This window comes from Cellulomonas sp. McL0606, from assembly GCF_058248365.1.
Map to the genome: position 1 here is coordinate 302,399 of NZ_CM177779.1, position 23,231 is coordinate 325,629.

At 68.7% G+C, this 23,231-nt stretch carries 23 protein-coding genes and 1 pseudogene; 14 read left to right on the forward strand and 10 right to left on the reverse strand.

Annotated features, from left to right (window positions below):
• Both AC38ZX_RS01585 and AC38ZX_RS01590 read right to left on the reverse strand, forming a co-directional pair.
• Positions 1–762, reverse strand: a complete 762-nt coding sequence (locus tag AC38ZX_RS01585) for an HpcH/HpaI aldolase family protein (RefSeq protein ID WP_491296078.1) — start codon at positions 760–762, stop codon at positions 1–3.
• Positions 759–4,805, reverse strand: a complete 4,047-nt coding sequence (locus AC38ZX_RS01590; RefSeq protein ID WP_491296079.1) for a dihydroxy-acid dehydratase — start codon at positions 4,803–4,805, stop codon at positions 759–761. Before AC38ZX_RS01590 ends, AC38ZX_RS01585 begins: the two co-directional genes overlap by 4 nt.
• Before the next feature lie 138 nt (positions 4,806–4,943).
• On the opposite strand from AC38ZX_RS01590, the gene AC38ZX_RS01595 reads away from it, so the two are divergent.
• The 11 genes and pseudogenes from AC38ZX_RS01595 (at position 4,944) to AC38ZX_RS01645 (ending at position 12,523) form a co-directional block, all read left to right on the forward strand.
• Positions 4,944–5,510, forward strand: a complete 567-nt coding sequence (locus AC38ZX_RS01595) for a GNAT family N-acetyltransferase (protein ID WP_491296080.1) — start codon at positions 4,944–4,946, stop codon at positions 5,508–5,510.
• Positions 5,510–5,902, forward strand: a complete 393-nt coding sequence (locus AC38ZX_RS01600; RefSeq protein ID WP_491296081.1) for a Gfo/Idh/MocA family protein — start codon at positions 5,510–5,512, stop codon at positions 5,900–5,902. The genes AC38ZX_RS01595 and AC38ZX_RS01600 overlap by 1 nt, the downstream gene beginning before the upstream one ends.
• Positions 5,830–6,642 (forward strand): Gfo/Idh/MocA family protein, encoded by an 813-nt coding sequence (locus AC38ZX_RS01605; RefSeq protein ID WP_491296082.1) that lies wholly within the window; start codon positions 5,830–5,832, stop codon positions 6,640–6,642. Before AC38ZX_RS01600 ends, AC38ZX_RS01605 begins: the two co-directional genes overlap by 73 nt.
• Positions 6,643–6,711: 69 nt before the next feature.
• A complete protein-coding gene (locus AC38ZX_RS01610) occupies positions 6,712–8,028 on the forward strand; it encodes an ABC transporter substrate-binding protein (RefSeq protein WP_491296083.1) in 1,317 nt (438 codons plus the stop codon).
• Positions 8,025–8,750 (forward strand): carbohydrate ABC transporter permease, encoded by a 726-nt coding sequence (locus AC38ZX_RS01615; protein ID WP_491296084.1) that lies wholly within the window; start codon positions 8,025–8,027, stop codon positions 8,748–8,750. The genes AC38ZX_RS01610 and AC38ZX_RS01615 overlap by 4 nt, the downstream gene beginning before the upstream one ends.
• On the forward strand, positions 8,705–8,983 hold the full coding sequence (locus tag AC38ZX_RS01620; RefSeq protein WP_491296086.1) for a carbohydrate ABC transporter permease: 279 nt from the start codon (positions 8,705–8,707) through the stop codon (positions 8,981–8,983). Before AC38ZX_RS01615 ends, AC38ZX_RS01620 begins: the two co-directional genes overlap by 46 nt.
• Positions 8,973–9,818: a carbohydrate ABC transporter permease gene (locus tag AC38ZX_RS01625; RefSeq protein ID WP_491296088.1), complete on the forward strand. Its 846-nt coding sequence runs from the start codon at positions 8,973–8,975 to the stop codon at positions 9,816–9,818. The genes AC38ZX_RS01620 and AC38ZX_RS01625 overlap by 11 nt, the downstream gene beginning before the upstream one ends.
• Positions 9,819–9,889: 71 nt before the next feature.
• Positions 9,890–9,967, forward strand: a pseudogene (locus AC38ZX_RS01630) (hypothetical protein); the annotation flags it as partial.
• Positions 9,968–10,175: 208 nt separating this feature from the next.
• Entirely contained in the window at positions 10,176–10,643 is a 468-nt protein-coding gene (locus tag AC38ZX_RS01635; protein ID WP_491296090.1) for an IclR family transcriptional regulator, read from the forward strand.
• A 4-nt stretch (positions 10,644–10,647) separates the two neighbouring features.
• Complete coding sequence (locus AC38ZX_RS01640; RefSeq protein WP_491296092.1) at positions 10,648–11,478, forward strand: SDR family NAD(P)-dependent oxidoreductase; 831 nt, start codon at positions 10,648–10,650, stop codon at positions 11,476–11,478.
• A gap of 133 nt (positions 11,479–11,611) precedes the next feature.
• Entirely contained in the window at positions 11,612–12,523 is a 912-nt protein-coding gene (locus AC38ZX_RS01645; RefSeq protein ID WP_491296094.1) for an SMP-30/gluconolactonase/LRE family protein, read from the forward strand.
• Positions 12,524–13,126: 603 nt separating this feature from the next.
• Here the strand turns inward: AC38ZX_RS01645 and AC38ZX_RS01650 are convergent.
• The 5 genes from AC38ZX_RS01650 to AC38ZX_RS01670 all read right to left on the reverse strand — a co-directional run bounded on the left by AC38ZX_RS01650 (position 13,127) and on the right by AC38ZX_RS01670 (position 16,264).
• Positions 13,127–13,483, reverse strand: a complete 357-nt coding sequence (locus tag AC38ZX_RS01650) for a hypothetical protein (RefSeq protein ID WP_491296096.1) — start codon at positions 13,481–13,483, stop codon at positions 13,127–13,129.
• A 29-nt stretch (positions 13,484–13,512) separates the two neighbouring features.
• On the reverse strand, positions 13,513–14,007 hold the full coding sequence (locus AC38ZX_RS01655) for a hypothetical protein (protein WP_491296097.1): 495 nt from the start codon (positions 14,005–14,007) through the stop codon (positions 13,513–13,515).
• Between the two features lie 720 nt (positions 14,008–14,727).
• Entirely contained in the window at positions 14,728–15,180 is a 453-nt protein-coding gene (locus AC38ZX_RS01660) for a Holliday junction DNA helicase RuvB C-terminal domain-containing protein (protein WP_491296099.1), read from the reverse strand.
• The gene (locus AC38ZX_RS01665; RefSeq protein WP_491296100.1) at positions 15,177–15,746 is read right to left on the reverse strand and encodes an AAA family ATPase; all 570 of its coding nucleotides are present in this window, start codon (positions 15,744–15,746) and stop codon (positions 15,177–15,179) included. Before AC38ZX_RS01665 ends, AC38ZX_RS01660 begins: the two co-directional genes overlap by 4 nt.
• Positions 15,743–16,264 carry a hypothetical protein gene (locus AC38ZX_RS01670; RefSeq protein ID WP_491296101.1) on the reverse strand — a complete coding sequence of 174 codons (522 nt, stop codon included), beginning with the start codon at positions 16,262–16,264 and terminating at the stop codon, positions 15,743–15,745. The genes AC38ZX_RS01665 and AC38ZX_RS01670 overlap by 4 nt, the downstream gene beginning before the upstream one ends.
• 1,251 nt (positions 16,265–17,515) lie before the next feature.
• Here AC38ZX_RS01670 and AC38ZX_RS01675 point away from each other — a divergent pair.
• Both AC38ZX_RS01675 and AC38ZX_RS01680 read left to right on the forward strand, forming a co-directional pair.
• Positions 17,516–17,983: a hypothetical protein gene (locus AC38ZX_RS01675; protein WP_491296102.1), complete on the forward strand. Its 468-nt coding sequence runs from the start codon at positions 17,516–17,518 to the stop codon at positions 17,981–17,983.
• A gap of 1,316 nt (positions 17,984–19,299) precedes the next feature.
• The gene (locus AC38ZX_RS01680) at positions 19,300–19,683 is read left to right on the forward strand and encodes a hypothetical protein (protein ID WP_491296103.1); all 384 of its coding nucleotides are present in this window, start codon (positions 19,300–19,302) and stop codon (positions 19,681–19,683) included.
• A 680-nt stretch (positions 19,684–20,363) separates the two neighbouring features.
• Here AC38ZX_RS01680 and AC38ZX_RS01685 read toward each other — a convergent pair.
• Positions 20,364–20,774: a DUF1990 domain-containing protein gene (locus AC38ZX_RS01685; protein WP_491296104.1), complete on the reverse strand. Its 411-nt coding sequence runs from the start codon at positions 20,772–20,774 to the stop codon at positions 20,364–20,366.
• Between the two features lie 540 nt (positions 20,775–21,314).
• Here AC38ZX_RS01685 and AC38ZX_RS01690 point away from each other — a divergent pair.
• Positions 21,315–21,878 (forward strand): hypothetical protein, encoded by a 564-nt coding sequence (locus tag AC38ZX_RS01690; protein WP_491296105.1) that lies wholly within the window; start codon positions 21,315–21,317, stop codon positions 21,876–21,878.
• 264 nt (positions 21,879–22,142) lie between these two features.
• Here AC38ZX_RS01690 and AC38ZX_RS01695 read toward each other — a convergent pair whose 3' ends face one another.
• Positions 22,143–22,916 (reverse strand): SAM-dependent methyltransferase, encoded by a 774-nt coding sequence (locus AC38ZX_RS01695; RefSeq protein WP_491296106.1) that lies wholly within the window; start codon positions 22,914–22,916, stop codon positions 22,143–22,145.
• Positions 22,810–23,121 carry an IS3 family transposase gene (locus tag AC38ZX_RS01700; RefSeq protein ID WP_491296107.1) on the reverse strand — a complete coding sequence of 104 codons (312 nt, stop codon included), beginning with the start codon at positions 23,119–23,121 and terminating at the stop codon, positions 22,810–22,812. The genes AC38ZX_RS01695 and AC38ZX_RS01700 overlap by 107 nt, the downstream gene beginning before the upstream one ends.
• Positions 23,122–23,231 lie beyond the last annotated feature (110 nt).

A 23,231-nucleotide genomic window follows, 5' to 3' on the forward strand; every position in this document is an offset into this window, starting at 1 on the left:
TCAGGGCATGGCGTCGCGCAGCAGGCCGGCATCGGACGCGGCGCTCGCCCACACGTACCCTCGGGCGAACCAGTGCTCGACCATCGGCGAGTCGGAGCAGTAGAGCCCGGGGAGGGCGCCCGCAGCGGTGCATGCGGACGCGATCCGCTGGAGGGCCGCCTCGATCGCGGGCTCGTCTCGGTAGGTCGCACGGCCGTGGCCGCAGGACAGGGCCAGGTCGTTGGGGCCGACGAACACGGCATCCACTCCTGGCGTGCGCGCGATCTCCTCGACGGCGGCAAGCCCGGCCGCGGTCTCGACCATGACGGCGACGAAGACGGCGTCGTCCTGCTCGGACGGCGTGGGCGCCGGCGGGTAGACGTAGGACCACATCGGGTCCCAGCTGCGGGTTCCCGTGGGCGGGTAGTGGAGCGCCGAGACGATCGCCGCGGCCTGGGCCGACGACTCGACCATGGGCACGATGACGCCCGAGGCGCCGGCGTCGAGGGCGCGCATCAGCGTCGCCGGCTCGTCCGAGGGCACCCGGACCAGGGGAGACCGGCCACCGGCGCGGTGCGCCTGCAGGACGGTGGGCAGATCGGCCAGAGCCACGTGGCCGTGCTGGGTGTCGACGACGACGAAGTCGAAGCGTGAGGCGGCGAGCACCTCGGCCACGGCCGTGTCGGCGAGCGTCGACCACACACCCGTGGCCGGGGCGCCGTCGCGGGCCGCTCGGATGCGGGCCCCGTCGCTGGTGGTGTGTCCCCAGAGTCCCGCGCTCACGGCTGCACCGCCGCGACCAGCCGGTCGAACAGCCGGCCCACCTCGGCGCGGGTGTCGTCGTCCAGGGTGTAGCTGACCGGCCCGCGCAACGCAGCCGACGACAGCACGCCCTGCTTGACCAGGAGGTGCTTCTCGATCGTCACGTAGGTCTCGACCGAGACCTGCGTCGCCGTGAGCAGCGCCAGCGGTCCGGAGATCCGGTAGGCCGTCTCCCAGTCGCCGCGTTCGCAGGCCTCCCACAGGGCCTGGACCGCCCAGCACACCTCGGCACCGGGCATCGTGCCGACGATGCCGCGCCGGTACGAGTCGAGGACCGCGGCTCCGCCGGAGCCCTCGAACACGCGGGCCTTGCCGCCGGTCGCCTCGCGCAGGAGTGTCAGCCGCGGACCGATCGGCGCGGCCTCCGGCTTGAACAGGACCCGGTCGCCGTAGGCGTCCAGCAGACGCGCCTGCAGGTCGATGGTCAGGGATTGGCCGATGTACCCGGAGGCGTCCTGGACGATGACGGGGACGTCCACGGCCCGAAGGACCGCCGCGTAGTACGCGAAGAGGTCGTGGTCGTCGAGGGCCGTGGTCGTGGGCGGGATCACCATGACACCGTCCGCGCCCACCTCCTGGGCGTGCGCGGCCAGGCGGACCGCGTGGTGCGTGGATTCCGCGCCGCTGCTGATGATGGCGGCGCGGTCCGCGGCGGCGGCCCGTTCGCACACGACGCGGGCGACTTCGCGTCGCTCGGTGCCCGACAGCCGCAACGTCTCGCTGACCATGCCGGTCACCGCGCCGCTGACTCCCTGGGCGAACACCCAGTCGAGCTCGGTGACCAGCGCGTCAACGTCGATCGCGCCGTCGTCGGTGAACGGTGTCTGCACTACGGGCAGGACGCCGGTAAGGGGGCGGTGTGTCATCCCGCGCTCCGTTCTGTGTTCGGCGGCCGCATCACGAGCGGCCGATCGTCGGTTCGACGCGCACGCGGTGCGCGGGGGTGGGTGCGGTGAGGACCTCGAAGTCGCAGCCTTCGGGCGCTTGGAGGACCAGTTGCTGGTAGAGCGCCGGCCAGCCCCGGAGCGGGGCGACGGTGCGGGGCTCCACGCTGCGCGCCGGGCCTCGAGCTCCGCGTCGTCGACGAGGACATCGAGCCGGCGGGCGCCGACATCCAGGCGGATGCGGTCACCGTCGCGGACGAGCGCGAGAGGACCGCCGACCGCGGCCTCCGGTGCCACATGCAGGACAACCGTCCCGAAGCTGGTCCCGCTCATCCGCGCGTCGGTCACGCGCACAACGTCGCGGACGCCTCGGGCGAGCAGGGGCGCAGGGATCGGCGTCTCTCCCCACTCCGGCATCCCTGGCGCGCCGACCGGACCGGCGCCGCGCAGCACGACCACGACGTCGTCGGGCACGTCGAGGTCGGGGTCGTCGAGGCGCTCGCGCATGGTGGCGTAGTCCTCCAACACGAGGGCGGTCCCCTCGTGTGCCAGCAGCTCCGGGGTGGCGGCGGCGACCTTGACGACCGCCCCGTCCGGGGCGAGGTTGCCGAAGACGGCGGCCAGGACCGGTCCGTCGAGGACCGGGTCGTCGGAGCGGCGGATGACCGGGCCCGGCGCCGGGGCCGTGCCGGCCAGCTCGCGCCAGGACGTCCCGTCGCCCGCGACGACGTCTAGGTCGAAGATCTCGGGCAGGCTCGCCATCACGGTCGCCACGCCTCCGGCCGCACGGAAGTCGGCGATGAGGCGTCGCCCGCAGGGTTCGACGTCGACGACGAGCGGGATGTCGCGCCACAGGGTGTCCGCGTGGGCCAGCGTCGCGTCCAGCCCGAGGCGTCCGGCGATCGCGGCCAGGTGCACCACGGCGTTGGTCGACCCGCCGATCGCCGCGAGCAGCCGCAGGGCGTTGTCGAGCGCACCCTGCGTCATGCGGGCAGAGGGTGGCAGGTCCGCGCGGACCAGAGCGACGGCCTCCTGGCCGGTGCGGCGCGCCAGGTCGAGGATCTCCTCGCCACCGTTGTCGATGCCGGTCCAGCCGGGCAGCGCCATGCCCAGGGCCTCGGTCAGGGCGGCCATCGAGGAGGCGGTGCCCATCGTGTTGCAGGTGCCGCCGCCCGCACAGCCCAGGCAGCGTTCGAGATCCCCCCAGCTGGCGTCGTCGAGGGTGCCGGCGCGACGTCGTTCGAGGGCGCGCCACAGGTCGGTGCCGGTGCCCAGGGGTCTCCCCTGGAATGGGACCACGGCACGAGCGCCGGCCAGCGCGAGCAGCGCGGGCAGGTCGATCGACGCCGCGGCCATGAGCGCGGCCGGTACGGACTTGTCGCAGCCCGCGAGCAGCACGAGGCCGTCGAGAGGGTTGGCCCGCGCGGTCTCCTCGATCTCCATCGCGACGAGGTTGCGGTAGAGCATCGCCGAGGGCTTCATGAGGTCCTCGCCGAGCGACATGACCGAGAACCGCACCGGGACGCCACCGGCCGCGCGGACCCCGTCGGCGACGGCCGCAGCGATGTCGTCGTGGCGCGAGTGGCAGGGGTTGAGGTCGGATGAGGCGTCGGCGATGCCGATGACCGGGCGGCCCTCGTCGGCGGAGGGCAGCGCCACGCGATGCAGCATCGCCACCTCGTCGTCGCCGTCGAACCAGGCGGCCGACCGCAGCTGCGCGCTCACGTGCAGCTCCTCGATCAGTTCGGCCGCCGAGTCGGTGACCGCCTCCAGTGCACCTGGCTTCACCAGGGTCTGCCAGCTCTGGTAGCGGTCGTCGTCGTAGGCCTCGCGGGTCGGCAGGTAGACCCACCCGGGAGCGTTCGTGAGGTTCAGCACGACGACGGCCAGCTCGGGGAACCGGGCCCGCAGGCGGACCTGCAGCGCGGAGTACGCCTCGCCGGGATGGGCGACGACGATCGCGCCGCCCCACCGCCACGCCCACACCGGGTGGTGGGGATCGTCCATGTCGGCGTAGGTCGCCCGCAGGCGCTGGGCTCGTCGCACGCGCTCGGTGAGCGCACGCGGATCGATGCCCGCCCAGTCGCGCTGCAGCTCCTCGATAGGAGCGAGCTCTTTGATCTGCACGGGCACCTCGCGCATCACCGCGCCCCGCCGGGCGTCGAGCTCGGCGGGGGCCGACCTCCAGATGCCCAGGGGCGAGCCCGACTCGATGATGCCGTCGAACATCAGCCCGGCGCCGGGTGCGTCCAGCGTGGCGAGCGCGGCCAGCACGGCGTGACCGAGTCCAGTGCCGTACCGGTCGGTGAGCTCGAGGTCGTTCCCATACTGCACCCGCGCACCGAGGTCGCCCGATGCCCCCTGCAGGAAGAGGCACGTTGCGCCGGTCGCGGCCTCGACCACGTCGCGCATCGCGGCGGGGAAGTCCGGCGAAAGCGCGTCGTTGTCGTAGCCGAGGGTCGTCGGGTGGCACGCATAGTTGACGAGGATCGCCTTGACGTCACCGGCCGCCGTCGCGACGCGGCCGACCAAGAGGGTCTCGTCGGCCGTGCTGCGCGGGTCGAAGCCGAGCAGGGCGCGGTCGGCAATGGTCACGTCGCGCACGGCGGCCAGGGCGTGGCTGCCGTGCGCCCACTGCAGCGTGCCCGGCGCGAGGTCGGCGATGGCGGCCTGAGCGGCGTCGGCGGCCTGCGTGGCCACGAGCGCGAGGTAGTCGGCGACGTGCTCTCCGCCCGGCAGGTCGGCGTCCTCCGCGCAGATCGACGGCCCCGCGTGGGTGTGCGTGAGGTGCAGCAGGACGTTGCGTTCGGGCAGTCCTGTCCTGCGCAGCACCGCGCCACGCACCTGCCACTCGTCGGCCAGGGTCCGCCACCATCCCAGGTCTGCCGTGATCAGCAGCTGGGTGCCGACCTCGTCGGGCCCGTCGACGGCCAGCGCCGTGAGCGTGATCGGGTGGTGGACGGCCCGGGCGACGTCGGCGTCGCCGTAGCCCCAGTTGCGCATGCGGATGCCGAGCGGCGGCGTGATGTCGCGGCGCGCGACGCCCACCAGCCCACCCCACCCGGGGACCTGCCATGTCGGGGGCGCCTGCCCCGCATGCACCTGATCGTTGACGGCCATGGCGGGAGCGTAGGTGCGGATCGGCTCGACGACCCAGACGGTTCGGCAGGACAGAACGCCGTTTCGGTTTCGAGAGAACGCCGCCTAGGGTCTGGACCCACATCGACGAACCAATGACGACGACGAGGTGGCTCAGGCATGACGCAGCTGTTCATGGTCCTTCCCGACGTGGGACGGCTGGACCTGCCCGAGGTGGAGCTGGGCGCTTCGGTGCGCCTCGACGTGCGCCGCGCGACCGACGCCGACGCCGGCGCGCTGGCGGACCTGATGCTCGCTGCCTACGGCGAGGAGGACTGGGGCCTCGAGCGCGTGCGTCGCGAGCTGCTCGACGCGGACGATGTGCCGGCCACATGGGTCGTCGAGGACGCAGGGCGGATCATCGCGACCGCCTCCGAGCGCTACCTGCCCGAGCGGTTCCCGGGTGCGGGGTACCTGCACTACGTCGCGGCGAGCCCCGACCGGGCCGGGGAAGGGCTTGGACGTGTGGTGACCGAGCAGGTCCTCGCGCAGGTCGCGGCCCGTGGGTACACGTCGTGCGTCCTGGAGACGGACGACTTCCGGCAGCCGGCGGTCGTGACGTACCTACGCCTCGGCTTCGTCCCGCAGTACCGGTCCGACGCCGAGCGCCTCGCCTGGTCGACCTTCTTTCCCGTGCTTCTGGCGCCGCGCCGTGCGGACGCCGTGACCTCGTCTGGAGGCAAGTGATGACCGTCCCGATCCGTGTGGGCATCGCCGGAGCCGTGCGCGGTGGGCACCTGCTCGCCGGGCTCCGCGCGATCCCCGAGCAGGCGACGCTGAGCGCGGTCTTCGACCCGCTGCCGAGCGCGAGCGAGGCGTTCGTCCGCGAGAACGGTGGCGTCGAGCAGTGCTCGACCTTCGAGGGCCTCCTGGAGCGCTGCGACCTCGTCGTCCTCGCGTCGCCTCAGCAGTACCACGTGCCGCAGGCGGTCATGGCGCTCGATCAGGGAGTCCACGTCCTCTCGGAGGTGCCGGCCGCGGTCTCGCTCGAGCAGGGGCAGGACTGGTGGCCGCCACGCGCCGCTCGAACGCGCTGTACGGGATGGCCGAGAACTACTGCTACACCCGGCCCAACCTGATCATCCGGGAGATGATCCGGGCGGGGTTGCTCGGCGACGTCTACTACGGCGAGGGCCAGTACCTGCACGAGATGAAGTCGTGGCATACGACGGCCGACGGCAGCCCCACGTGGCGGCACCACTGGCAGGTCGGCCGTGACGGGCACACCTACCCGACGCACTCCCTCGGCCCGCTGCTGCAGTGGACGGGCGACCGGGTGGTCGCCGTGAGCTGTCACGGATCGGGCCGGCACACCGACCCCGAGCACGTCCTGCAGGACACGACCGTGACGCTCATGCGCACGGCGGCCGGCCGGTTGCTGTCCATCCGTTTCGACCTCCTGTCCAACCGGCCGCACCTGATGGAGTACTACGCGGTGCAGGGCACGAACGGTGCCTACGAGGCGTCCCGGACCCAGGGGGAGGACGCCCGCGTGCACCTCGTGGGGGAGAGCCCCGAGGACGAGTGGGAGTCGATCGAGAAGTACGCCGACCGGTTCCTTCCCGCCAAGTACGCCCACCCCGTGGAGGGCGCCGAGCACTGGGGCTCGGACTCGTGGCCGATCCAGGACTTCGTCGGGAACATCCTCGCCGAGGAGCAGCCCGAGATCGACATCTACACGGCGCTCGACTTCTCGCTGCCAGCGATGGCGGCCGAGGCCTCCATCGCCCAGAACGGGGCGTGGGTCCACGTTCCCGACCCCCGGTTCTTCACCGCCGGCATCGGGGTGAACCCCGGCCGGGAGGCCCCCCTTGCGTGAGCTCCCCACGTCACGTCCCGCAGTAGTGCACTCCGAAATGTTGACCCCCAACACCGAAGGCAGACGCTCATGAAACTCTTCAAGGTCTTCGCGCCGCTGGTGGCCGCAGGGCTCGCGCTGGCCGCCTGTTCAACGTCCGGCGGAAGCGCCGGGACGCCCGGCGCCGCCGCCTCGCCCACAGGCGACCCGACCGGCAGCATCTCCCTGTGGGCCTACGGCGCCATCGACAGCTCGCCCCACCTCACCCCGCTCGTCGCCGGGTTCGAAAAGGCGTACCCGCACGTCAAGGTCAATGTCGTGGCCCAGCCGGCGCAGAACTACTACGCCATGCTCAAGGCGGCCATCGTCTCCAAGACCGGCCCGGACGTCTTCGGCATGTTCCCCGGCGGCTATCAGAGCCAGTTCGCGCCCTACTCCCTCGATCTGACGAACGCGGTGCCGAAGGCCACCCTGGATGCGATCGGCGCGAGCTACTACTCGCCCGACGGGACGACGACGTCCAAGGTCTACGGGGTCCCGATCACCAAGGGCCTGTACCAGATGCTCTACAACAAGGACGTGCTGAGCTCGGTCGGGATCACCGACGTCCCGACGACCTGGGACCAGATGTTCGCCGCCTGCGCGAAGATCAAGGCCGCCGGCAAGACCTGCGTCGGGTACGGCTCGGACCAGGGTTCGTCGCAGTTCTTCGCGGCCCCGGACTTCACCTACATGTTCTCGGCCGACCCGCTCTCCGACTGGGACAAGCTCATCGCCGGGACGAAGCCGTACAGCTCGCCCGAGATCCTGGACCAGATGAAGAAGTACGTCAGCCTGCAGACCCAGGGCTACACGAACAAGGACGTCATGACCTGGAAGGGGTATCGCGACGCGTTCCTCAAGGGTGACGTGGCGTTCTACATGACCGGTTCGTGGGACGGGTCGTGGGCGCAGGAGGGTCTGGGCGACAAGGTGGCCGCGGCGCCGGCGCCCTGGAGCGACACGCCGATCAACACGTTGGTCCAGCTCCCTGACTCCGGGTGGTCGGTGAACAAGGACACCAAGAACCAGAACGCCGCGGTGACGTTCATCAACTACGTCGTGAGCAAGGAGGGTCAGGAGATCATCTCCCAGGCGGGCTCCGTGCCGTCGCTGCCGGGCGTGGCCGTCCAGAACCGGATCAACAACGACCTCATCACCGAGGCGCAGACGAACAAGTGGAAGATCGTCCCGATGTTCGACAACTTCGTCGCGACCTCGGTCAACACGGCATTGGGCAGCGCGTTCAACCAGGCGCTGGCCGGGCAGATCAGTCCCGAGGACGCGCTCAAGCAGGTCGACACCGCGACGAAGAAGGTGCCGCAGGACCAGCAGGTCAACTACAACCTGGGCGCGCCGCAGCCGTGACGAAGCAGACATCCGTGCTGGCGGCCCCGGGCACCTCAGCCCCGGGCCGCCAGCCGGCGGCCCCCGGCCCACGACGTCGGAGCGCGTTGAAGCGTGCGCAGGCACGGTGGGGGGCGACGTTCGTCGTCCCGGCGGTCCTGATCCTCGGGTACTTCACGGTCTGGCCGTCGTTACAGGCGTTCTACTACTCGTTCACGGACTGGGACGGGGCCGAGGCGCACTGGGTCGGACTGAGCAACTACATCCAGGGGCTCGGCCAGTCGCCGGACTTCGGGCGGATCATCTTCAACAACCTCCTCGCGGTCGCGTCGACGCCGTTCGCGGTGGCGATCGCGCTGTTCATCGCGTTCCTGCTGTCGACCGGGGTCCGCGGGGCGCGAACGTTCCGCACGATGTACTTCCTGCCCGTCGTGCTCTCCTGGGTGATCATCGGCCTTGCCTGGGGCTACCTGCTGTCCAGCCGTGGCCTGGTCAACTCGATCCTGCAGGCGGTGGGACTGGGCGCGCTCGCCCAGGACTGGCTCGGGCAGCCCAGCACCTCGATGGTCATGATCATCGCGGTGTTCAACTGGGGCTACCTGGGCATGAACGTGCTCATCCTCTACACGGGCATGATGGCGATCGACGGGACCGTCATCGAGGCCGCCCGCCTCGACGAAGTCAGGGCTACCAGCTCATGCGGCACATCATCCTGCCCCACACCCGCCGCTACATCGAGCTGACCCTGATCATCACGATGTCGGCGGTGACCACCCAGCTGTTCGGGCTCATCTTCACCATGACCGCCGGAGGGCCGGGCGTCTCGTCGACCACGATCGAGTACTCGCTCTACACGACGAGCTTCCAGAACGGCAACTTCGCGCAAGGCGCCGCACTCGGCGTGGTCCTGTTCCTCGTCACCCTGACCTTCACCATCATCCGCATCCGATCGGGAGCCAAGGCCGATGACGACTGACACCCTCGTGGCACCCCCGCTCGCCGCCGTTCCCAGCCGACCGGGTCAGGTGGTCCACGCCGCGCGCCGACGCGTGACCTGGGTACTGGTGGCCCTCGGCGCCCTGCTGTCCGTGGGACCCCTGCTCTACATGCTCCGCCAGTCGTTCGGCACCGCCGGCGAGTGGAGCACCGCGGGCTGGACGCACGTGCTGCAGGCGGGCATCCTACGGGCCGCCCTGGTCTCGCTGACCCTGTGCGTGGTCTCTGGGGCGGTGACGACGATCGTCGCGACACTCGCGGCGTTCTCGTTCGCCAAGCTCCGGTTCCGCGGGTCGCAGCCCCTGCTGATGACGATCGTCGTGCTCATGCTCGTCCCCGGGCAGGTGTACATCATCCCGCAGTACTTCAACATCGCGCGGTTGGTCGGAATCGGGAACATCCCGATGACCGCGGTCGTCTACGCCGCCCAGGCCCTTCCGTTCAGCATCTTCGTCCTGACGAACTTCTTCCGGTCCATCCCGGACGAGCTCCTCGAGGCGACGGTCGTCGACGGCGCCAGCTATCCGAGGGCACTGGCACGCGTGTTCCTGCCGATGTCAGGGCCGGCGCTGATCACGATCGGCGTGCTGAACTTCATCGGCTGCTGGAACGACCTGCTGACCGGGTTGCTGTACCTTCCCCAGGGTGACAGCCGGACGATCAGCGTCGTGCTGGCGACGGCCGAGTCGCTGAAGGTGTTCGACGTCCGGATGGCGATGGCCGGCGCCATGATCTCGGCCATCCCGTGCTTCATCGTCTACTTCCTCTTCGAGCGGTACATCACCGTCGGGCTGACCGCTGGAATCGGCAAGTGACCGCGGCGGCCACCCAGGCGGATGACTCGCGTCCGGCCAACGTCTACCGCGTCCAGGCCGTCGACCGCGCGGTGGACACCCTTTTCGCTCTCGCCGGCGCCAGCCAACCGCAGTCCGTCACGCAGGTGGCCGCCGCGATCGGGGCATCGAAGTCGAGCGCGTTCGCGGTCCTGCAGACCCTCGAGGCGCGCGGGCTGGTCGAGTCGAACGGGGAGGGGCTCGCTCGCGGGTACACGCTCGGTCTCGGGCTCGCCCGCCTCGGGCACCAGGCGACCCGGCAGGTCACCCTCACCGACGTCGCCCTCCCGTACCTGCGTCGGCTGTCCGCGGGCACCAAGCTTCTCGTCGCGGGTCGCCATGAGCGTCGCGGAGCATGCGGTCGTCGTCGCGCAGATCGACGGGCCCTCGTCGGTGCGCTTCAACCTCAACATGGGTGCGCGCGAGCCGTTGCACTCGTCGGGGATCGGGAAGGCGATCCTTGCCTCGTTCTCCGACGACGCCGTGCGGAAGCTCGCGGAGCGGGCGCCGTTGGAGCGGCACACCGACCGGACCATCACGACCGCCGAGGGTCTGGCTGCCGAGGTGGCGCGGATCCGCGCGCGGGGCTTCGCCGTGGACGACGAAGAGGATGCCGCGGGCATCCTGTGCATCGGCGTCGCTCTGCATGACCACGCCGGCGGCTGCCCGGGTGCCATCTCGGTCACCGGCCTCAAGGTCAACTTCCCCGGTCACCGGGCGGCCGAGATCGGGGCGATGGTGCGCGAGGCGGCCGACGAGATCTCCGCCAAGCTCGGCTGGCGACCGGACCCGGACGAGGAGCGCTGAGGACATGACCGACGTGCAGGCACGACGGGTGCTGATCACCGGGGCGGCCGGTGGGCTCGGGCAGGCACTCGCCCTGGGCTTCGGACGCGCGGGGTACGAACTTGTCCTGTCCGAGCGACCCGGCAAGCCCGCGCCCAAGGCGCTGCGGGGTGCGCTCGACGAAGAGGGCACCGCCTGGAGCTGGCACACCCAGGACCTCGTCGAAATCGACGGCTTGCGCGGCTTCGTCGACCGGGTGTGGGAGCAGTGCGGTCCGCTGGATGTGCTGGTCAACAACGCCGGCGTCGCGCACCTGCAACGCTTCAACGAGGTCACCCGTGAGTCGTGGCGCGCGGCCATGACGGTCGACCTGGAGGCCCCGTTCTTCCTCACTCAGCGGGTCGCGGAGCACATGATCCACGAGCGCCGCCCCGGTCGTGTCGTCATGATCTCGTCGAAGAACGGCCTGCAGGCCGAGGCAGGCCTTGCGCCGTACAACGCCGCCAAGGGTGGCCTCGAGCTGCTTACACAGTCCTTCGCGGTCGAGCTCGGCGCGTACGGCATCACCGTGAACAGCGTGGCGCCCGGGATGATCGAGACGCCGTTCGCCGGCGACTTCGCGCTCGACTGGGACGCCTTCGTCGAGTCGTACGAGGAGCACATCCCCCTCGAGCACCGGTTTGCGCAGGCGGCGGAGATCGTCGCACCGGTCGTCTTCCTCGCGTCGCCGCAGGCCTCCTACGTGACCGGGCACTCGCTCGTCGCCGACGGCGGCGTGCTGGCGAACCAGGTCCCCCGCGAACGGTTCATGCGCCCTTACGTCGACCGGCTGGCGACGCCCGCGACGCGCGCATGAGCGCTCCCGATCTCGTCGACGACTCCGCTTCGAGACCAGGCGCGTGCCCCGGGACTGGAGGTCGTCGCACCAAAGCGCCGGGAGCGCTGCGGTCCCTCTTCCGGTCGATGCCGACGAACTGGGCGAGGGGCCCGTGTGGGACTCCGGCCGCCGGTGCCTGTGGTGGGTGGACATCCTGGGACGACGCGTGCGCAACCTCACCGCTACTGGCCTGCTCCGGACGTGGTACCACCCGACGACGGTCGGCGCCGTGGTGCTGCGTGGCCAGGAGGTGCTGCTGGCGACCGAACGCGGCATCGAGGAGCTGGACGTGCTGCGCAGCACGGCGCGGGTGCGGGCGACACTCGAACCGTCCGGCGCAGGCCGACGCGCCAACGACGCGCACTGCGACCCGGACGGCCGGATCTGGGTCGGGACGATGCGCTTCGACGCCGGCACCGGACCCGACGACGGCGTGCTGTACCGCGTCGACCGGGACTGGTCGACGCACCGCGTGCTCGACGGCCTCGGCTGCCCCAACGGCATGGCCTGGCAGGGCGAGCGGATGTGGTTCATCGACTCGCTGACCCGGCGCGTCGACGCGTTCGGGTACGACCGACGCGGCGGCGAGCGGGCCGCGGACCGGGGGGATCGACACGGCGCCTTTCGACGGGATCCCCGACGGCATGTGCCAGCACGAGGGCTCGTTCTGGGTGGCGTTCTGGGGTGGAGCGGCCGTCCGTCGCCTCGCGCCAACGGGCGAGACGCTCGCGGAGATCCGCATGCCGATGGACAACCCCACCTGCCCCGCTCTGGTGCCGGGCCCCGCGGGTCCGGTGCTCGTCGTCACCGCTGCCGGCAGTCCGCCTCACCTCGTGCCGCTGCCTGCCCCGGACGGCCCGCGCCCCTGAAGCGTTGCCGAGGGGCGACGGGCGGTTTCGGGGGCTCGCTCGGGGTAGTTTTCACCTGTCGTCGACACGTCGTCGTCCTGCTCGGGGTCACGCCCTCGCTCGGGCCGGCGTTCCAGGCCCTCGTCGGCCAGGCCCGCGCCAACTCCCGCGCCTAGTTCCTCGAGTCATCAGACCACGGCGACGCCGTCGGCGACGCCGTCTTCACCAACCAGCGCTCCCGCAACGCCATCGCCTACTACATCGCCTCCGGCCACGCCGACTCCCACAGGGTCATCGTCGAAGTCGGCGCCAGGATCCACGCCGCCGTCCTGGCGCAAATGAACACACCCGCCCGATGAATCCGTGGCCGGATCTCACAACCTAGACTGCCGAGTCGACCGGATGCCTCGTGCTCCACTTCGGCAGGTCGCTCAGCCGGTCATCCCTGTCGAAATCACGAAGGGCCCTTCCCCGCGCCAGTGAGGGCGGTACAGGTCGTCGGCGCACTTGGGACAGCCGCGCGCATCTCGTCCATATCCCGCGGTGCCGGGCAGCATCGGACCGGTGAGTTCACTGTCCGCCATGATGAAGCGGCACCCAGGGTCCAAATGCACGCGCGCGCCAGTTCGACGTCGTGCTGCGCCGGGCGCCGGGTCGAAGATGTCTTCTCTCCACGCCTGCGGCGGTGTATATGCCACCGGATAACCTCCCACTGCGCGCATCGGCATATGAGCGGCCCAGGTTGAGTTACCGGCCCGCACGTGCCGGCTCCTGGGGTGTCACATGGCCGCAATCCCGGACCGGCTGAGCCGGTCGCCGAGCGCGAGGAGGACCGCGACTGCACGTTGTTCGCCCATCGTTGCGGGCGACCGGCCGTCCAGTGAGGCGAGAATCTCGGCCGCGCGCGCGGTTACTACATTCCACACCGGTTCTCGTCGGTGCCGTGCATGCGTGCAGAGCTCTGCAAGGTGCTGCGGGACGAACGACACCCGTTCTTCGGCTGGGGCGTGTGGATCCCATGCGGCACCTGCCAGGGCCGTGTCTACGATGGCGGCGGTGCGGGCGAGGCGCACCTCTTGAGTCGTCGGTCGTTCTCGCTGGACGGTGCGGTGGCTGGCGCGCCGGTTGGTGCGCACCTGTGGTCCTCGTGTGGTGGCCATGGGCGTCACCGCCACCCGAGGTTGCGTCGAACCTCGATGGCGGCCGGGCTGTCGGAGTCGATGAACGCCGTGTAGTCGTCGCCTTCCTCCTCATGGTCGTCGTAGTTTGCCGGCGCGCGCGCCGACAGGGAGGCGCTGAGGTCGACGACGGGGCCGTCCCAGGTGTTCCGCACGGTGACGGCGGTGCCGTTCAATGCGTCGGCCACGGCGGCGAGCTGCTCGGATGCGTGAAATGGCACCTCGGCGCAGATGCGGACGATGACAGGTGCTGGGGTGATCGAGGCGAGGTCGTCCAGGACGCGAGTTTCGGCTGCCCACGTCTCGTACTCGATGTCCGTGACCGCGCCTGCGGGGATTGGCGATGCGACGGTCAGCGCGGGGTGCATTGCGGCCAGAGTCTGGAGCCGAGACAGTGTTGCAATGAGCGCGGTGGCATATCCGGCGACGTAGGTGATCGGCGCGTTGGTCAGTCGGGCCTCTTCGATGTTGTGGGTGAACAACGCGATGGACGTGTGTGCGGCGGTCAGGACCTCGTCGAGACGGTGCGAGGTGGACATAGCTGTGCTCCTTTGGGTTGATCGGCGGGAGTGCTCTCCCTTTCTTGGGGCGAGCCGGGTGTCGTGGCACGACACAGGCCGCGCACCGTAAATCGGTGCGCGGCCTGATCGAGTACGCCGGCGGAGCGCGTTCGGCTCACCGGGCCGAGTCGATGCGAAGCGGTTTCCGCGATAGGCCTTACCTACTAGTCACGGCGGGCGCGTTTCGCATGGTGATGCCCCTACCTATAAGCAGGTTTCGTTCCGTTCCTGCACGCTCCGAACTGGATGAAATGGGATCGCGCGGGGCAAACGGGAGCGGGTGAAGCATGGAAAGAGCCGAGAAATCTCGATCCTTGAGACCAGCGGAAACGTTGGTCACGGTCGCGCTTCTCGCGGCCGGTTGCGGGTCCGAGGGCACCGCACGGCATAGCGTGACCCGGGCGCTGGCGCACGAGCCGCCGGGTTGGCGGTCGACCACGCTGCTGGTGAGCATCTCCCGCTACCAGTGCAGCGGCTGCGGTCACGAGTGGCGTCAGGACACCGGCCGCGTGGTGTCGAAACTCGGGCGAAGCTGTCCCGCCGCGCTGGCCTAGGCGCTCGAGGCCTTGGTGGTCCCGCACATGATGGTGGCCCGGATCGCGAGGAGTCGGCTCATCGCAGATGACGGTGAGTGGGCGCCCGTCATGCTGCCTCGTCCAGGAGGAGTTGCGCGCGGTCGATGCCATCAGCGGTGAGCTCGCGGCCCGAGGCGCAGATCCGTACGAGGCCCTTCTGGATGAGGAGTTTCTCGGTGTGCCGTGGGGGCGTGGGCTCGCCGAGCGCCTGCGCGATCGACTTCTCGCCGGCCTTGAAGTTGGGCGAGGTCAGGAGCGTCATGAGGTACTGCTGCGCGAGCCGGTCCAGCCCGTCGGTCGTCAGGCCCGACCAGGTGAACATGTCGTCCATTGGGTAGGTGTCCGTGCCGGTGCCGGCCAGTCCGCGGGCGAGCGCGGAGTCGCGCAGGATGCGGAGCAGCTGGGTGATGACGCGGGGGTTGCAGTTCGCAGCCTCCACGACGGCAATCCGGTTCCACTCGCCGGGGACCGTCATGCCGATCGAGCCGAAGACGTTCCGGCTGACGACCTCGGCGATCATGCTGGCCTGCTCCGGGTGTAGGACTCCAGGACGGGCTTGACGGTGAAGCGGGACAGGATCGCCTCGGGGAGCTTCTGGGCGTCCGTGGTCGCCGCGATGACGGTCACGTTCGGGACGGCCATGACGCCCTGCGCGGTGATGACGACGCCGTCCTGCAGGAAGGACAGGAGCCACTCGGCCTTGGCCTTGCCGCCGGCGACTGCGTTGTGGATCTCGTCCCAGAAGAGGATGTCGCCGTCCTGCATGCTGCGCAGGGTGCGCAGCGCGTCGTTGACCTCGACGACCCCCTGGATCTCCATGAGGCCGACGCCCATCTCATGAGCGATCAGCCGAACGAGCGCGGACTTGCCGATGCCGGCAGTGCCGGAGGCGATGAGCACGTGGTCGAGCCGCGTCTGGCGGTACTTCGCGGAGGCTGCGCTAGCACGTAGGAAGTCCTTCGCCTCGTCCTGCCCGACATAGTCGGCCCAGTTGCGGGGGTAGTCGGTCCCCTCGAAGAGGGCCTCGCCGCGCTTGGGCACGGGTGCCGCCTGGGCTCGGCGGCGGAGCATCTCGGTCGAGCTCATGCGTTGTCCTCCTTGCTTGTGGGGATCCACGGCGCATCGCCGGACTCGATCCAGAGGGTCGCGTCGTTGCCCGTGATGGCGAGCTGGAGGGCGTACGCGATGATGTCGGTGAGCTCGACGGGGGTCCACTCGGGGAGCCGGGTGAAGTGCTTCACCGTGAACTGGAGGCCGTCGAGCGTGTCCAGGGCGTCCCAGACGCGCTGGCGGTTCGCCTCGTTGAACTGCTCGAAGTAGCCGTCCTCCGAGAGGCCGTCGAGGATCTCGTCGTTGACCTCGATGCGGACGACCTTCTCCTCGACCTTCTCCTGCGCCTTGGGCGGGGTGATGTCGAACGCTTCGCCGGCCTGGGGGTTGACGTGCGCGACGTTGCCCATTGACTCGAAGAGCATGGTGATGCAGGACGAGATCTGCCGCGATCCCTCGTGGTTCAGTGGCTCGTTGCCGACGGACCGGAGAAGGGACGCGAGGCCCTCCGCGTCCCTCGCCAGGTCCTCAAACACGTTCATGCCGCGGGTCATGCGGTACTCCCTTCTTGTGAATGCAGCTCCCAGCGCTACGAGCGACGGCCTAGCGACGTCGGGCTTGCAGTGGAGGTGCGGATTTGACGGAATCGTCCAGCAGAGCCACGCGGACTATCCGTGGGCTCGCTCGGGGTCGGTGCGTTCGGACCATGCGGCCCGGTCCTCCCTCTCACGCACATATGCCAGCGGGCAGCGCGAACTATCCGCCAACCCGACGAGATCGGTCAGGTCGATCCGAACCTTTCGGCGGACCGTCCAGCTCTCCCTCGCAATGGGCGCAGATTCATCGATACGCCGAGAGCAGCGCGAGTGAGGTGGGCGCCCGGTGCGTCGTCCTCACTGCCTAAAGCCATAAGAGCCAGACCTAATCCGGCTCATCGCCGACGAGGGTTGGCTACGGCGTCGGGCAGCTCGGTCGAACGGGTGCCGGCGCGGAACGTGGCTGTGCCTCTGCGCTGGACGGAGGTTGGGGCCATCCTGGGTGCCAAACACACCGAACCGAGGTGCACGGGCGTGTACCCCGGTGGAAGGCTTCTCGCCCCTGACCTGCACAGGCCGACATCCCTCGACCCTGCCCGCACCCGTCGATCTACCTCGTAATGAGAAGGTCTGGAGTTCGATTCTCCAAGGCGGCTCCTGTTGAAGGCCCCGTGACCAGCGAAAACGCTGGTGCGGGGCCTTTGTCATGCAGGTGCCTCACGACCGCTTGGTGCCAAAGTGGGTGCCACGTGGTGCCACGATCGGGCGCTCAACGGGCTCGTAGTGCCCATCGTCAGCAGCGGCGCGGGCCCCTGACCTGCAGAGATGTCTGCAACCGCGGGTTGCCGACCGGCGGGCCCTCTCACGCAATGTGAGAAGGTCATTCTAGATACTTCGCGCACTCAAATGGTTCGAACTGACGGGCTCCTTCAGAGGGTGACGCCCGTTCGCCATCGTCTCGACTATGGCGCATCTCACCCGGAGGTTCGGCAGGAGATCACAGATGCACACGGAGGTCATCGCTGTCGCGGGCCCGTGTCACAGATGGAGTGAGCGCCAGTACGGTGGGCTGCCTTGGTGCCCCATGGGAGGGCCAACCCCAGAGCGGGCAACCAGACTCCATGTCGCCCTGCTGGATGACTGACATGCTGGGCACCATGGTGACGAACGGCCAGATATTCCTGGCCTCAAATGGATTCGGTACTTTGAATGCCTTCTGACTCTCGCCGAACCTTCCGCCGCCCGGGAACAGTAGTCGTCGGTGCGCTCGTGGTCGTGGGCATGATCGCTTTCGCTGCATCGCACATCCTTACGGCGAGCATTTCGCTCTGGGACCGCATGGTCGGATGTATAGTTTTCGGCACGCTCGCCTACGCTGTCTTCCGGGGCGCCGTTTGGCCGGCCGTGATTGTAAGCGGCCCATGTGTGGCCGTCCGCAATCCGATCGACCGGTCCGCGATTAAGGGCAATGTTCAATTACAACACGCACAGTCGTACCCAACGCCGGTGCTGAAGAGCTCTGAAGGCGAAGTGTTTGCGTTTGCATTTTCGTCTTCGCTGCTCGCTCGCATGCTGGGAGACCGCCACCTCCGGGATTTGGACCGCGCTCTTCAGGAACGAATGCCGATGGAAGTGCCCGACGCCGTGCATCGCAACTGGCTCGATTTTGTGTGGCAATTTGTCATTGTGCAGTTCTGCGTCGCTGGGGTTGTTTTAATCTCGTACGTGCTTGGCTGACCATTGCGACCCGGGCACTGACTCGCCCGGTTGCGTGGAGCCTCTTGAACTTGGAAGGGTGGTAGAACATCCACCTAGCGGGGGCCATCCTGGGTGCCAAACCCCGCGAATCCGGGTGCACGAGCGCGGACGGGCGTGGAAGCGGCCGGCGCCGTGACCTGGACAGATCGACACCACCCGACCCAGCCCGCAGCCCTCTATCTACCTCGTAATGAGAAGGTCTGGAGTTCGATTCTCCAAGGCGGCTCACCCTCGAAGGCCCCTGACCAGCGGAAACGCTAGTCCGGGGCCTTTGGCGTGGCCGGCCGCAACGACCGTCGGGTGCCAATCTGGGTGCCAAGTGGTAGCCACGATGGAGCGTTTGAAGGGCTCGTGAGTCCCCTCGTCAGTAGCGCGCAGCCGCCTCACCTGCAGAGACGCTCGCGATCGCCTGCCGGGGACTGGCATGACATCTCATGCGTAGTGAGAAGGTCATTCGAATGCTCCGCGCACTCAGATGGTTCGTACTGACGGGCTCCCGCGCATCACACCCGGAGGTTCGGCAGGAGCTCACAGAGCACATGGGAACTGTCATCACCGTCGCGGGTTCGGGTCACGGTTCGAGTGAGCGCCAGCACGACGGCGGGCGGCCTTGGTAACCAATGGGAGAGCAGCACCAGGGCCGCGAGCCCTGCTCCGCGTTGCCCCGCTGGATGACCGCGGGCTGCGCGGATTGCGCGAATGCCTGTGACCAGCGGGGCGCACCCCTTGGAACTCGTTCTGGGCCGATCGTGCTCGCACCACGCCCCCGCCACAGCCTGGGCCGGCTCCAGAGCTGCTTCGACCGGAGGAAGGCGGCGGCCTCCCTCGAGTGCGAAGGACCAGCTCGGGCGGACCAAGTGCCCGACGAGTCATAGCTCATTGGGCCGCAAGAGGGAACGTCACTCGATTCGGCCACGGTTCACGAGGTTTGCCGATACCTTCCGTGCGCCCGCACACTCGGTGGTGTAGGGGTGCGCGATCGGTGGCCGTGATGCGTGGTGGGCGTTATCGGGCGGTTAGACGGGCAGCATGGTCGGCGGTCGCTTGTGTGGCCGTTGTGGCGGTATCGCTCGGTGCGCTGAGTGCAGCGCCAGCCGTAGCCGGCGTCAAGCGAATGGGGATCCGAAAAAAATGATGTTTGAACAGCGGGCCAATTTGTGCGCCGGCGGGTATGTCAAGTGTTAAAAGGGCGACTGCCCAATCTCGTCATCGTATTGGCTGTCGCGCTGCTGGCTTCCTCGTGCGAGATAGAACCTGACGCTCCACCGCTCGGTGTGCGTATCGACGATGGCGTCGTGTCGATCCTTGTGCCGAACTGTCCCGACGAACCTGTGGAGTCGGCCGAGGTAGACCGGATGGCGGCCGATGTGCCGTCCGATCCACCGTGGAAAGCGTCGGGCTTCACTGGTGAAGCCAGTTCCGGGATCGTTCTGGGCTCGGCGGACTGGACCTCCGTCGACGGCAGCTACGCAGGATGGACTTGGTTCAGCGCGACCACCAACACCCAAGGCAACACGTATGGAACGGCGGTACAGAACGCCGCTCAGATCGCGGAGATGACGTCCCTGCCGACCGGATCGTTCTGGGTGGACGGCCACGTCATGACGACGAAGGAGTATCAGGCCAGAGTCAGGAATTTCCCCTGCGCGCTGCCGACTATCGCCTCGCACGGAAGATGACTTCGCGACGACCCTGTTAGAGGCCCGCGCTCTTCGGTGTGGGGCGTGTCTCGCAGATTGCCGCTCACCGTCCTAGTGCAGGCTGGGGATCAGCCCGGCCGGGCAACTGGTCAGTTCTCGCACTAATCCGGTGCGCGCGAGATGGAGCCGTACCGTGCCCGGACCGGCATCTCGCGCAGACGGAGCCTGACCCGGTTGTCCGGACAGTTGCGCGTCAAGGTCGGGGGCCACCCTGGGTGCCAACCGCAGCGAGTTGGCGTGGACGAGCGTGGACGCCGCTGGAACAGCTGGGCGACCTGACCTGCAGAGATCGACGTCGCCCGACCTCACCCGTACCCCCGGATCTACCTCGTAATGAGAAGGTCTGGAGTTCGATTCTCCAAGGCGGCTCCGGGAAAGGCCCCGTGACCAGCGAAAACGCTGGGCCGGGGCCTTTGTCATGGAGGGCGCGACGACCGCCGGGGGCCAAAGTGGGGGCCAAGTGGGGCCACGATCGGGCGTTCGAAGGGCTCCTGGACGTTCTCGTGAGAGGCGGCGCAGGTCGCTGACCTGCAGAGACGCTCGCGATGGCCTGCCGGAGAGTGGCATGACATCTCATGCCAGGTGAGACGGTCATCGAAGCGCCGCCCGCGCCGACGTGGACCCGCCTTTGGCGTGGCGAACGGGTGCTTGTGGCGCCGCTATGGGTGGGCCGCGTGGAGGTAGCGCACCGTGGTCCGACGCTGGATCGCCGCAGTGACCGGCCCACCGATACGAGCCAGGCGGCTGGCGGGGCGGGAGAACGCGACGAGCTCGAACTCGACGGTCCCGTCCTCTTGAAGCGCGACGATGAAGCTTTCCTCGCCACACTCGGGATGTCCGGGCAGGGTCCCGTACGCGAAGCCCTTCCGGTCGGGCTCGTCGACGACGTACACGATCCGGCACGGAGCCCAGACCCGCACGGGTCCGAGACGGAGCCCGATGCGGTGGTCCTCACCGACGCGGACCCGATGCCCCGGGACGACCCGCAGGTCTGCACCGCGCTGGATGCCCCAGGTCAGGACCGTCTCGGCGCGCTCCTCGAAGAGCTCCCGACCGGTCCCGACGGTCACGGATGCGCGCAGGTGGTGATACCCGACCGGCAGCCCGTGGCGGTCGCTCCCACTTCGGGATAGGTGACGCTCACAGGTCAGCTCAGCCGTTCCGCGACGACCGACTCGACCAGCTCGCGCACCAGCTCCACGACGCGCACACTACCGGCCCGCGCCATGGCCAAGGCCCTACGCAGCTTCGTCCCCGTCGGCCGACAGCTGGGCCAGGCTCCCGTCAGTGAGCACGGCCTCCGCGAACAACCGCACCGCGCGGGCGGCGGTCGCCAACCGCCGGGTTGGCGTCGTCCTCGAACGGACGCGGCGCGGTCAACGCCGCAGAACCAGGGCTTAGCGCCGTCGGGGCCAGAGTTGCGAAGCGCACCGATCGCATCATCGGCGTGATGCTCGATTGGTCACCATCATCAGGAGCGCCACGACCGTGACCATCAGGGAGACACGCCGCTCGGAGGTCCAGCGAAGACACCTGCCCCGATTCGAGGTTGAAGGCCGTTCCGGCGCACGGTGGGGTGTTCAATGCTGACCGTGCCAGCGGATACGAAGATGACCGGGACGATCGGTGAGCACTACGTCGCGTCGATGCTGGCGCGCCATGGCTGGGCGCCGGCGTTGACCCGCGATGGCTTGGAGCGAACCGACATCCTTGCAGTGCAGACGCAGGGCAACCGGGCGATGATCGAGGTACAGGTCAAGAGTGCGCGTGGCTCTGGGCAGAACTTGTCCTGGCCACTCGGGCTCAAGGAGCAGACACACGCCCGCAACTCGTGGGAGTGGTTCGTCTTCGTCGCGATCGACGCCCAGCCGACCGGCCCCGTGAGGTGTTTCGTCGCGCCGCGTGACCACATTGCGGCAGCGGCATGGATAGAGCACATGCACTGGCTGACCGAGCCGGGCATCGCGCCCGGGAAGCGAAACGTCGGACCGGACCGGGCGCGCTCGGCCCTTTCCACGTTCGAGCGTTACGAGAACCGCTGGGACCTGCTGCTTGAGTCTGCGTTCGACGCTCCTGTGCTGCTGCCTCCGAGGTTCCGCGACTACGCGCTCGAGGACCGCGTCGGGCTGCCAGCCGATCACCGATGGGCGGCCGCCCTTCCAGCCTGGGGGTAACCGGCCCCCTGAAAATGGCTCACGACCTACAACACTGAACGCAACCACTCCGCCATCGGCGCCGCCCCGATCACCCGACTGGCACCAACGTGACGGCCAAGTTCCGGCGTTGAGGACACGCGGCTGTTCGCCGACCTCCGTGGTCGGATGTCCACAACGAGCCATATTCGGTCGGTTGCGACCTGGCGGGCGGCTCTGCACGACACGCCCGGGAGGAGGCGATGGCTTCCTCGAGGCTGGCCGGAAGCGAGTCTGACTTTCCTTCTACCCCCGTAGGCAGAGGTACGCCATTCCGAGGACGCCCCGGTAGCCGTCTTCGTAGGCGGTGCGCTGACGCTCGTGTCGCCCACGCACTTCGGCCGCGGCGGGATGATCCGCTCCATTCAGTTCTATCCAGCGGGTGTACCTGGCGCGAAAACCAGCCTCGAAGACGTCCCACTCCTGGAGGTCTGCCTGATCGCAGTCCACTACCTCAAATCCAGCGGCGCGGGTTTGCTCTATCAGAGCACCTGCCGTCAAGTACTCATCATCACGACCAGCCAAGGGTGCTGTCGCGGCCGGATGAGGGGGTTTCGACCAGATCGCCTCGCCGTAGACCAGCCGACCCCCGGGACGCACCAGACCTCGGAGGGCACGCAGAGCTGCGGCGTAGTCGACCGGCTGCTCGTCTTCTACCGGCGGTCCCCAGATCTGGCTCGCTCCAATGCAAATAACTGCGTCCGCGGGGTCGCTCTCGAGTTCCATCCCCGGCATCGCCTCGAAGGTGGCTCTATCGGCTAGCCCACGAACCGCCGCCTGCTCCGTCGCGCGGGCGATCGAGGCCGCTGCGCTGTCGACGCCGCGGCCCTGCGCCTGCGGTGCCGCCGTCAAGACCCGAAGTAGGAGTTCGCCCCACCCGCACCCCATGTCGAGAACCTCAGCGGGCTCCGGTTCAGACAGAAATCTCACGAGTCGCGCGGACCGTTCCTCGGAGAGAGGGGTGAGCCAGGTCAGCGACTCGTAGAGGGGCGGTAGTACGAGGGTGCTGTGATCTGTCATCCGGCCATCTTCCCAACCCCCGACCTGTCACTGGGAACGATCTGTGCGGCGGCCCCCAGGCGCTGTTCGCGTCCTGCCCGACGCCCTTACCGCCGCTGGCTTTCACGCGCCGTGGGGGCACCTGCAGGCCCTCCTGACGCCACAGCCGCTCGACACGCTTCTTGTTCACCGCCCACCCCTCGGCGACCAACGGCCCATGGATCATCCGATGCCCCCACCGCGGACGGCTGCTCGGCCAGCTTCGTCATCCGCGCCACGGCTTGGACTCGAAATCGCCCGGCACCGGTTGCTCGGGCGTTAGCGAGACACGTCAGC

Excerpts from the sequence above, each read along its gene's own strand:
- AC38ZX_RS01590 (WP_491296079.1), bottom strand. The coding sequence starts at position 4,805 with ATGGCCGTCAACGATCAGGTGCATGCGGGGCAGGCGCCCCCGACATGG.
- AC38ZX_RS01695 (WP_491296106.1), bottom strand. The coding sequence starts at position 22,916 with ATGACAGATCACAGCACCCTCGTACTACCGCCCCTCTACGAGTCGCTG.
- AC38ZX_RS01660 (WP_491296099.1), bottom strand. The coding sequence starts at position 15,180 with ATGATCGCCGAGGTCGTCAGCCGGAACGTCTTCGGCTCGATCGGCATG.
- AC38ZX_RS01620 (WP_491296086.1), top strand. The coding sequence starts at position 8,705 with ATGCGGCACATCATCCTGCCCCACACCCGCCGCTACATCGAGCTGACC.
- AC38ZX_RS01635 (WP_491296090.1), top strand. The coding sequence starts at position 10,176 with ATGAGCGTCGCGGAGCATGCGGTCGTCGTCGCGCAGATCGACGGGCCC.
- AC38ZX_RS01610 (WP_491296083.1), top strand. The coding sequence starts at position 6,712 with ATGAAACTCTTCAAGGTCTTCGCGCCGCTGGTGGCCGCAGGGCTCGCG.
- AC38ZX_RS01665 (WP_491296100.1), bottom strand. The coding sequence starts at position 15,746 with ATGAGCTCGACCGAGATGCTCCGCCGCCGAGCCCAGGCGGCACCCGTG.
- AC38ZX_RS01600 (WP_491296081.1), top strand. The coding sequence starts at position 5,510 with ATGACCGTCCCGATCCGTGTGGGCATCGCCGGAGCCGTGCGCGGTGGG.
- AC38ZX_RS01670 (WP_491296101.1), bottom strand. The coding sequence starts at position 16,264 with ATGACCCGCGGCATGAACGTGTTTGAGGACCTGGCGAGGGACGCGGAG.
- AC38ZX_RS01595 (WP_491296080.1), top strand. The coding sequence starts at position 4,944 with ATGACGCAGCTGTTCATGGTCCTTCCCGACGTGGGACGGCTGGACCTG.
- AC38ZX_RS01625 (WP_491296088.1), top strand. The coding sequence starts at position 8,973 with ATGACGACTGACACCCTCGTGGCACCCCCGCTCGCCGCCGTTCCCAGC.
- AC38ZX_RS01690 (WP_491296105.1), top strand. The coding sequence starts at position 21,315 with ATGACCGGGACGATCGGTGAGCACTACGTCGCGTCGATGCTGGCGCGC.
- AC38ZX_RS01700 (WP_491296107.1), bottom strand. The coding sequence starts at position 23,121 with ATGATCCATGGGCCGTTGGTCGCCGAGGGGTGGGCGGTGAACAAGAAG.
- AC38ZX_RS01640 (WP_491296092.1), top strand. The coding sequence starts at position 10,648 with ATGACCGACGTGCAGGCACGACGGGTGCTGATCACCGGGGCGGCCGGT.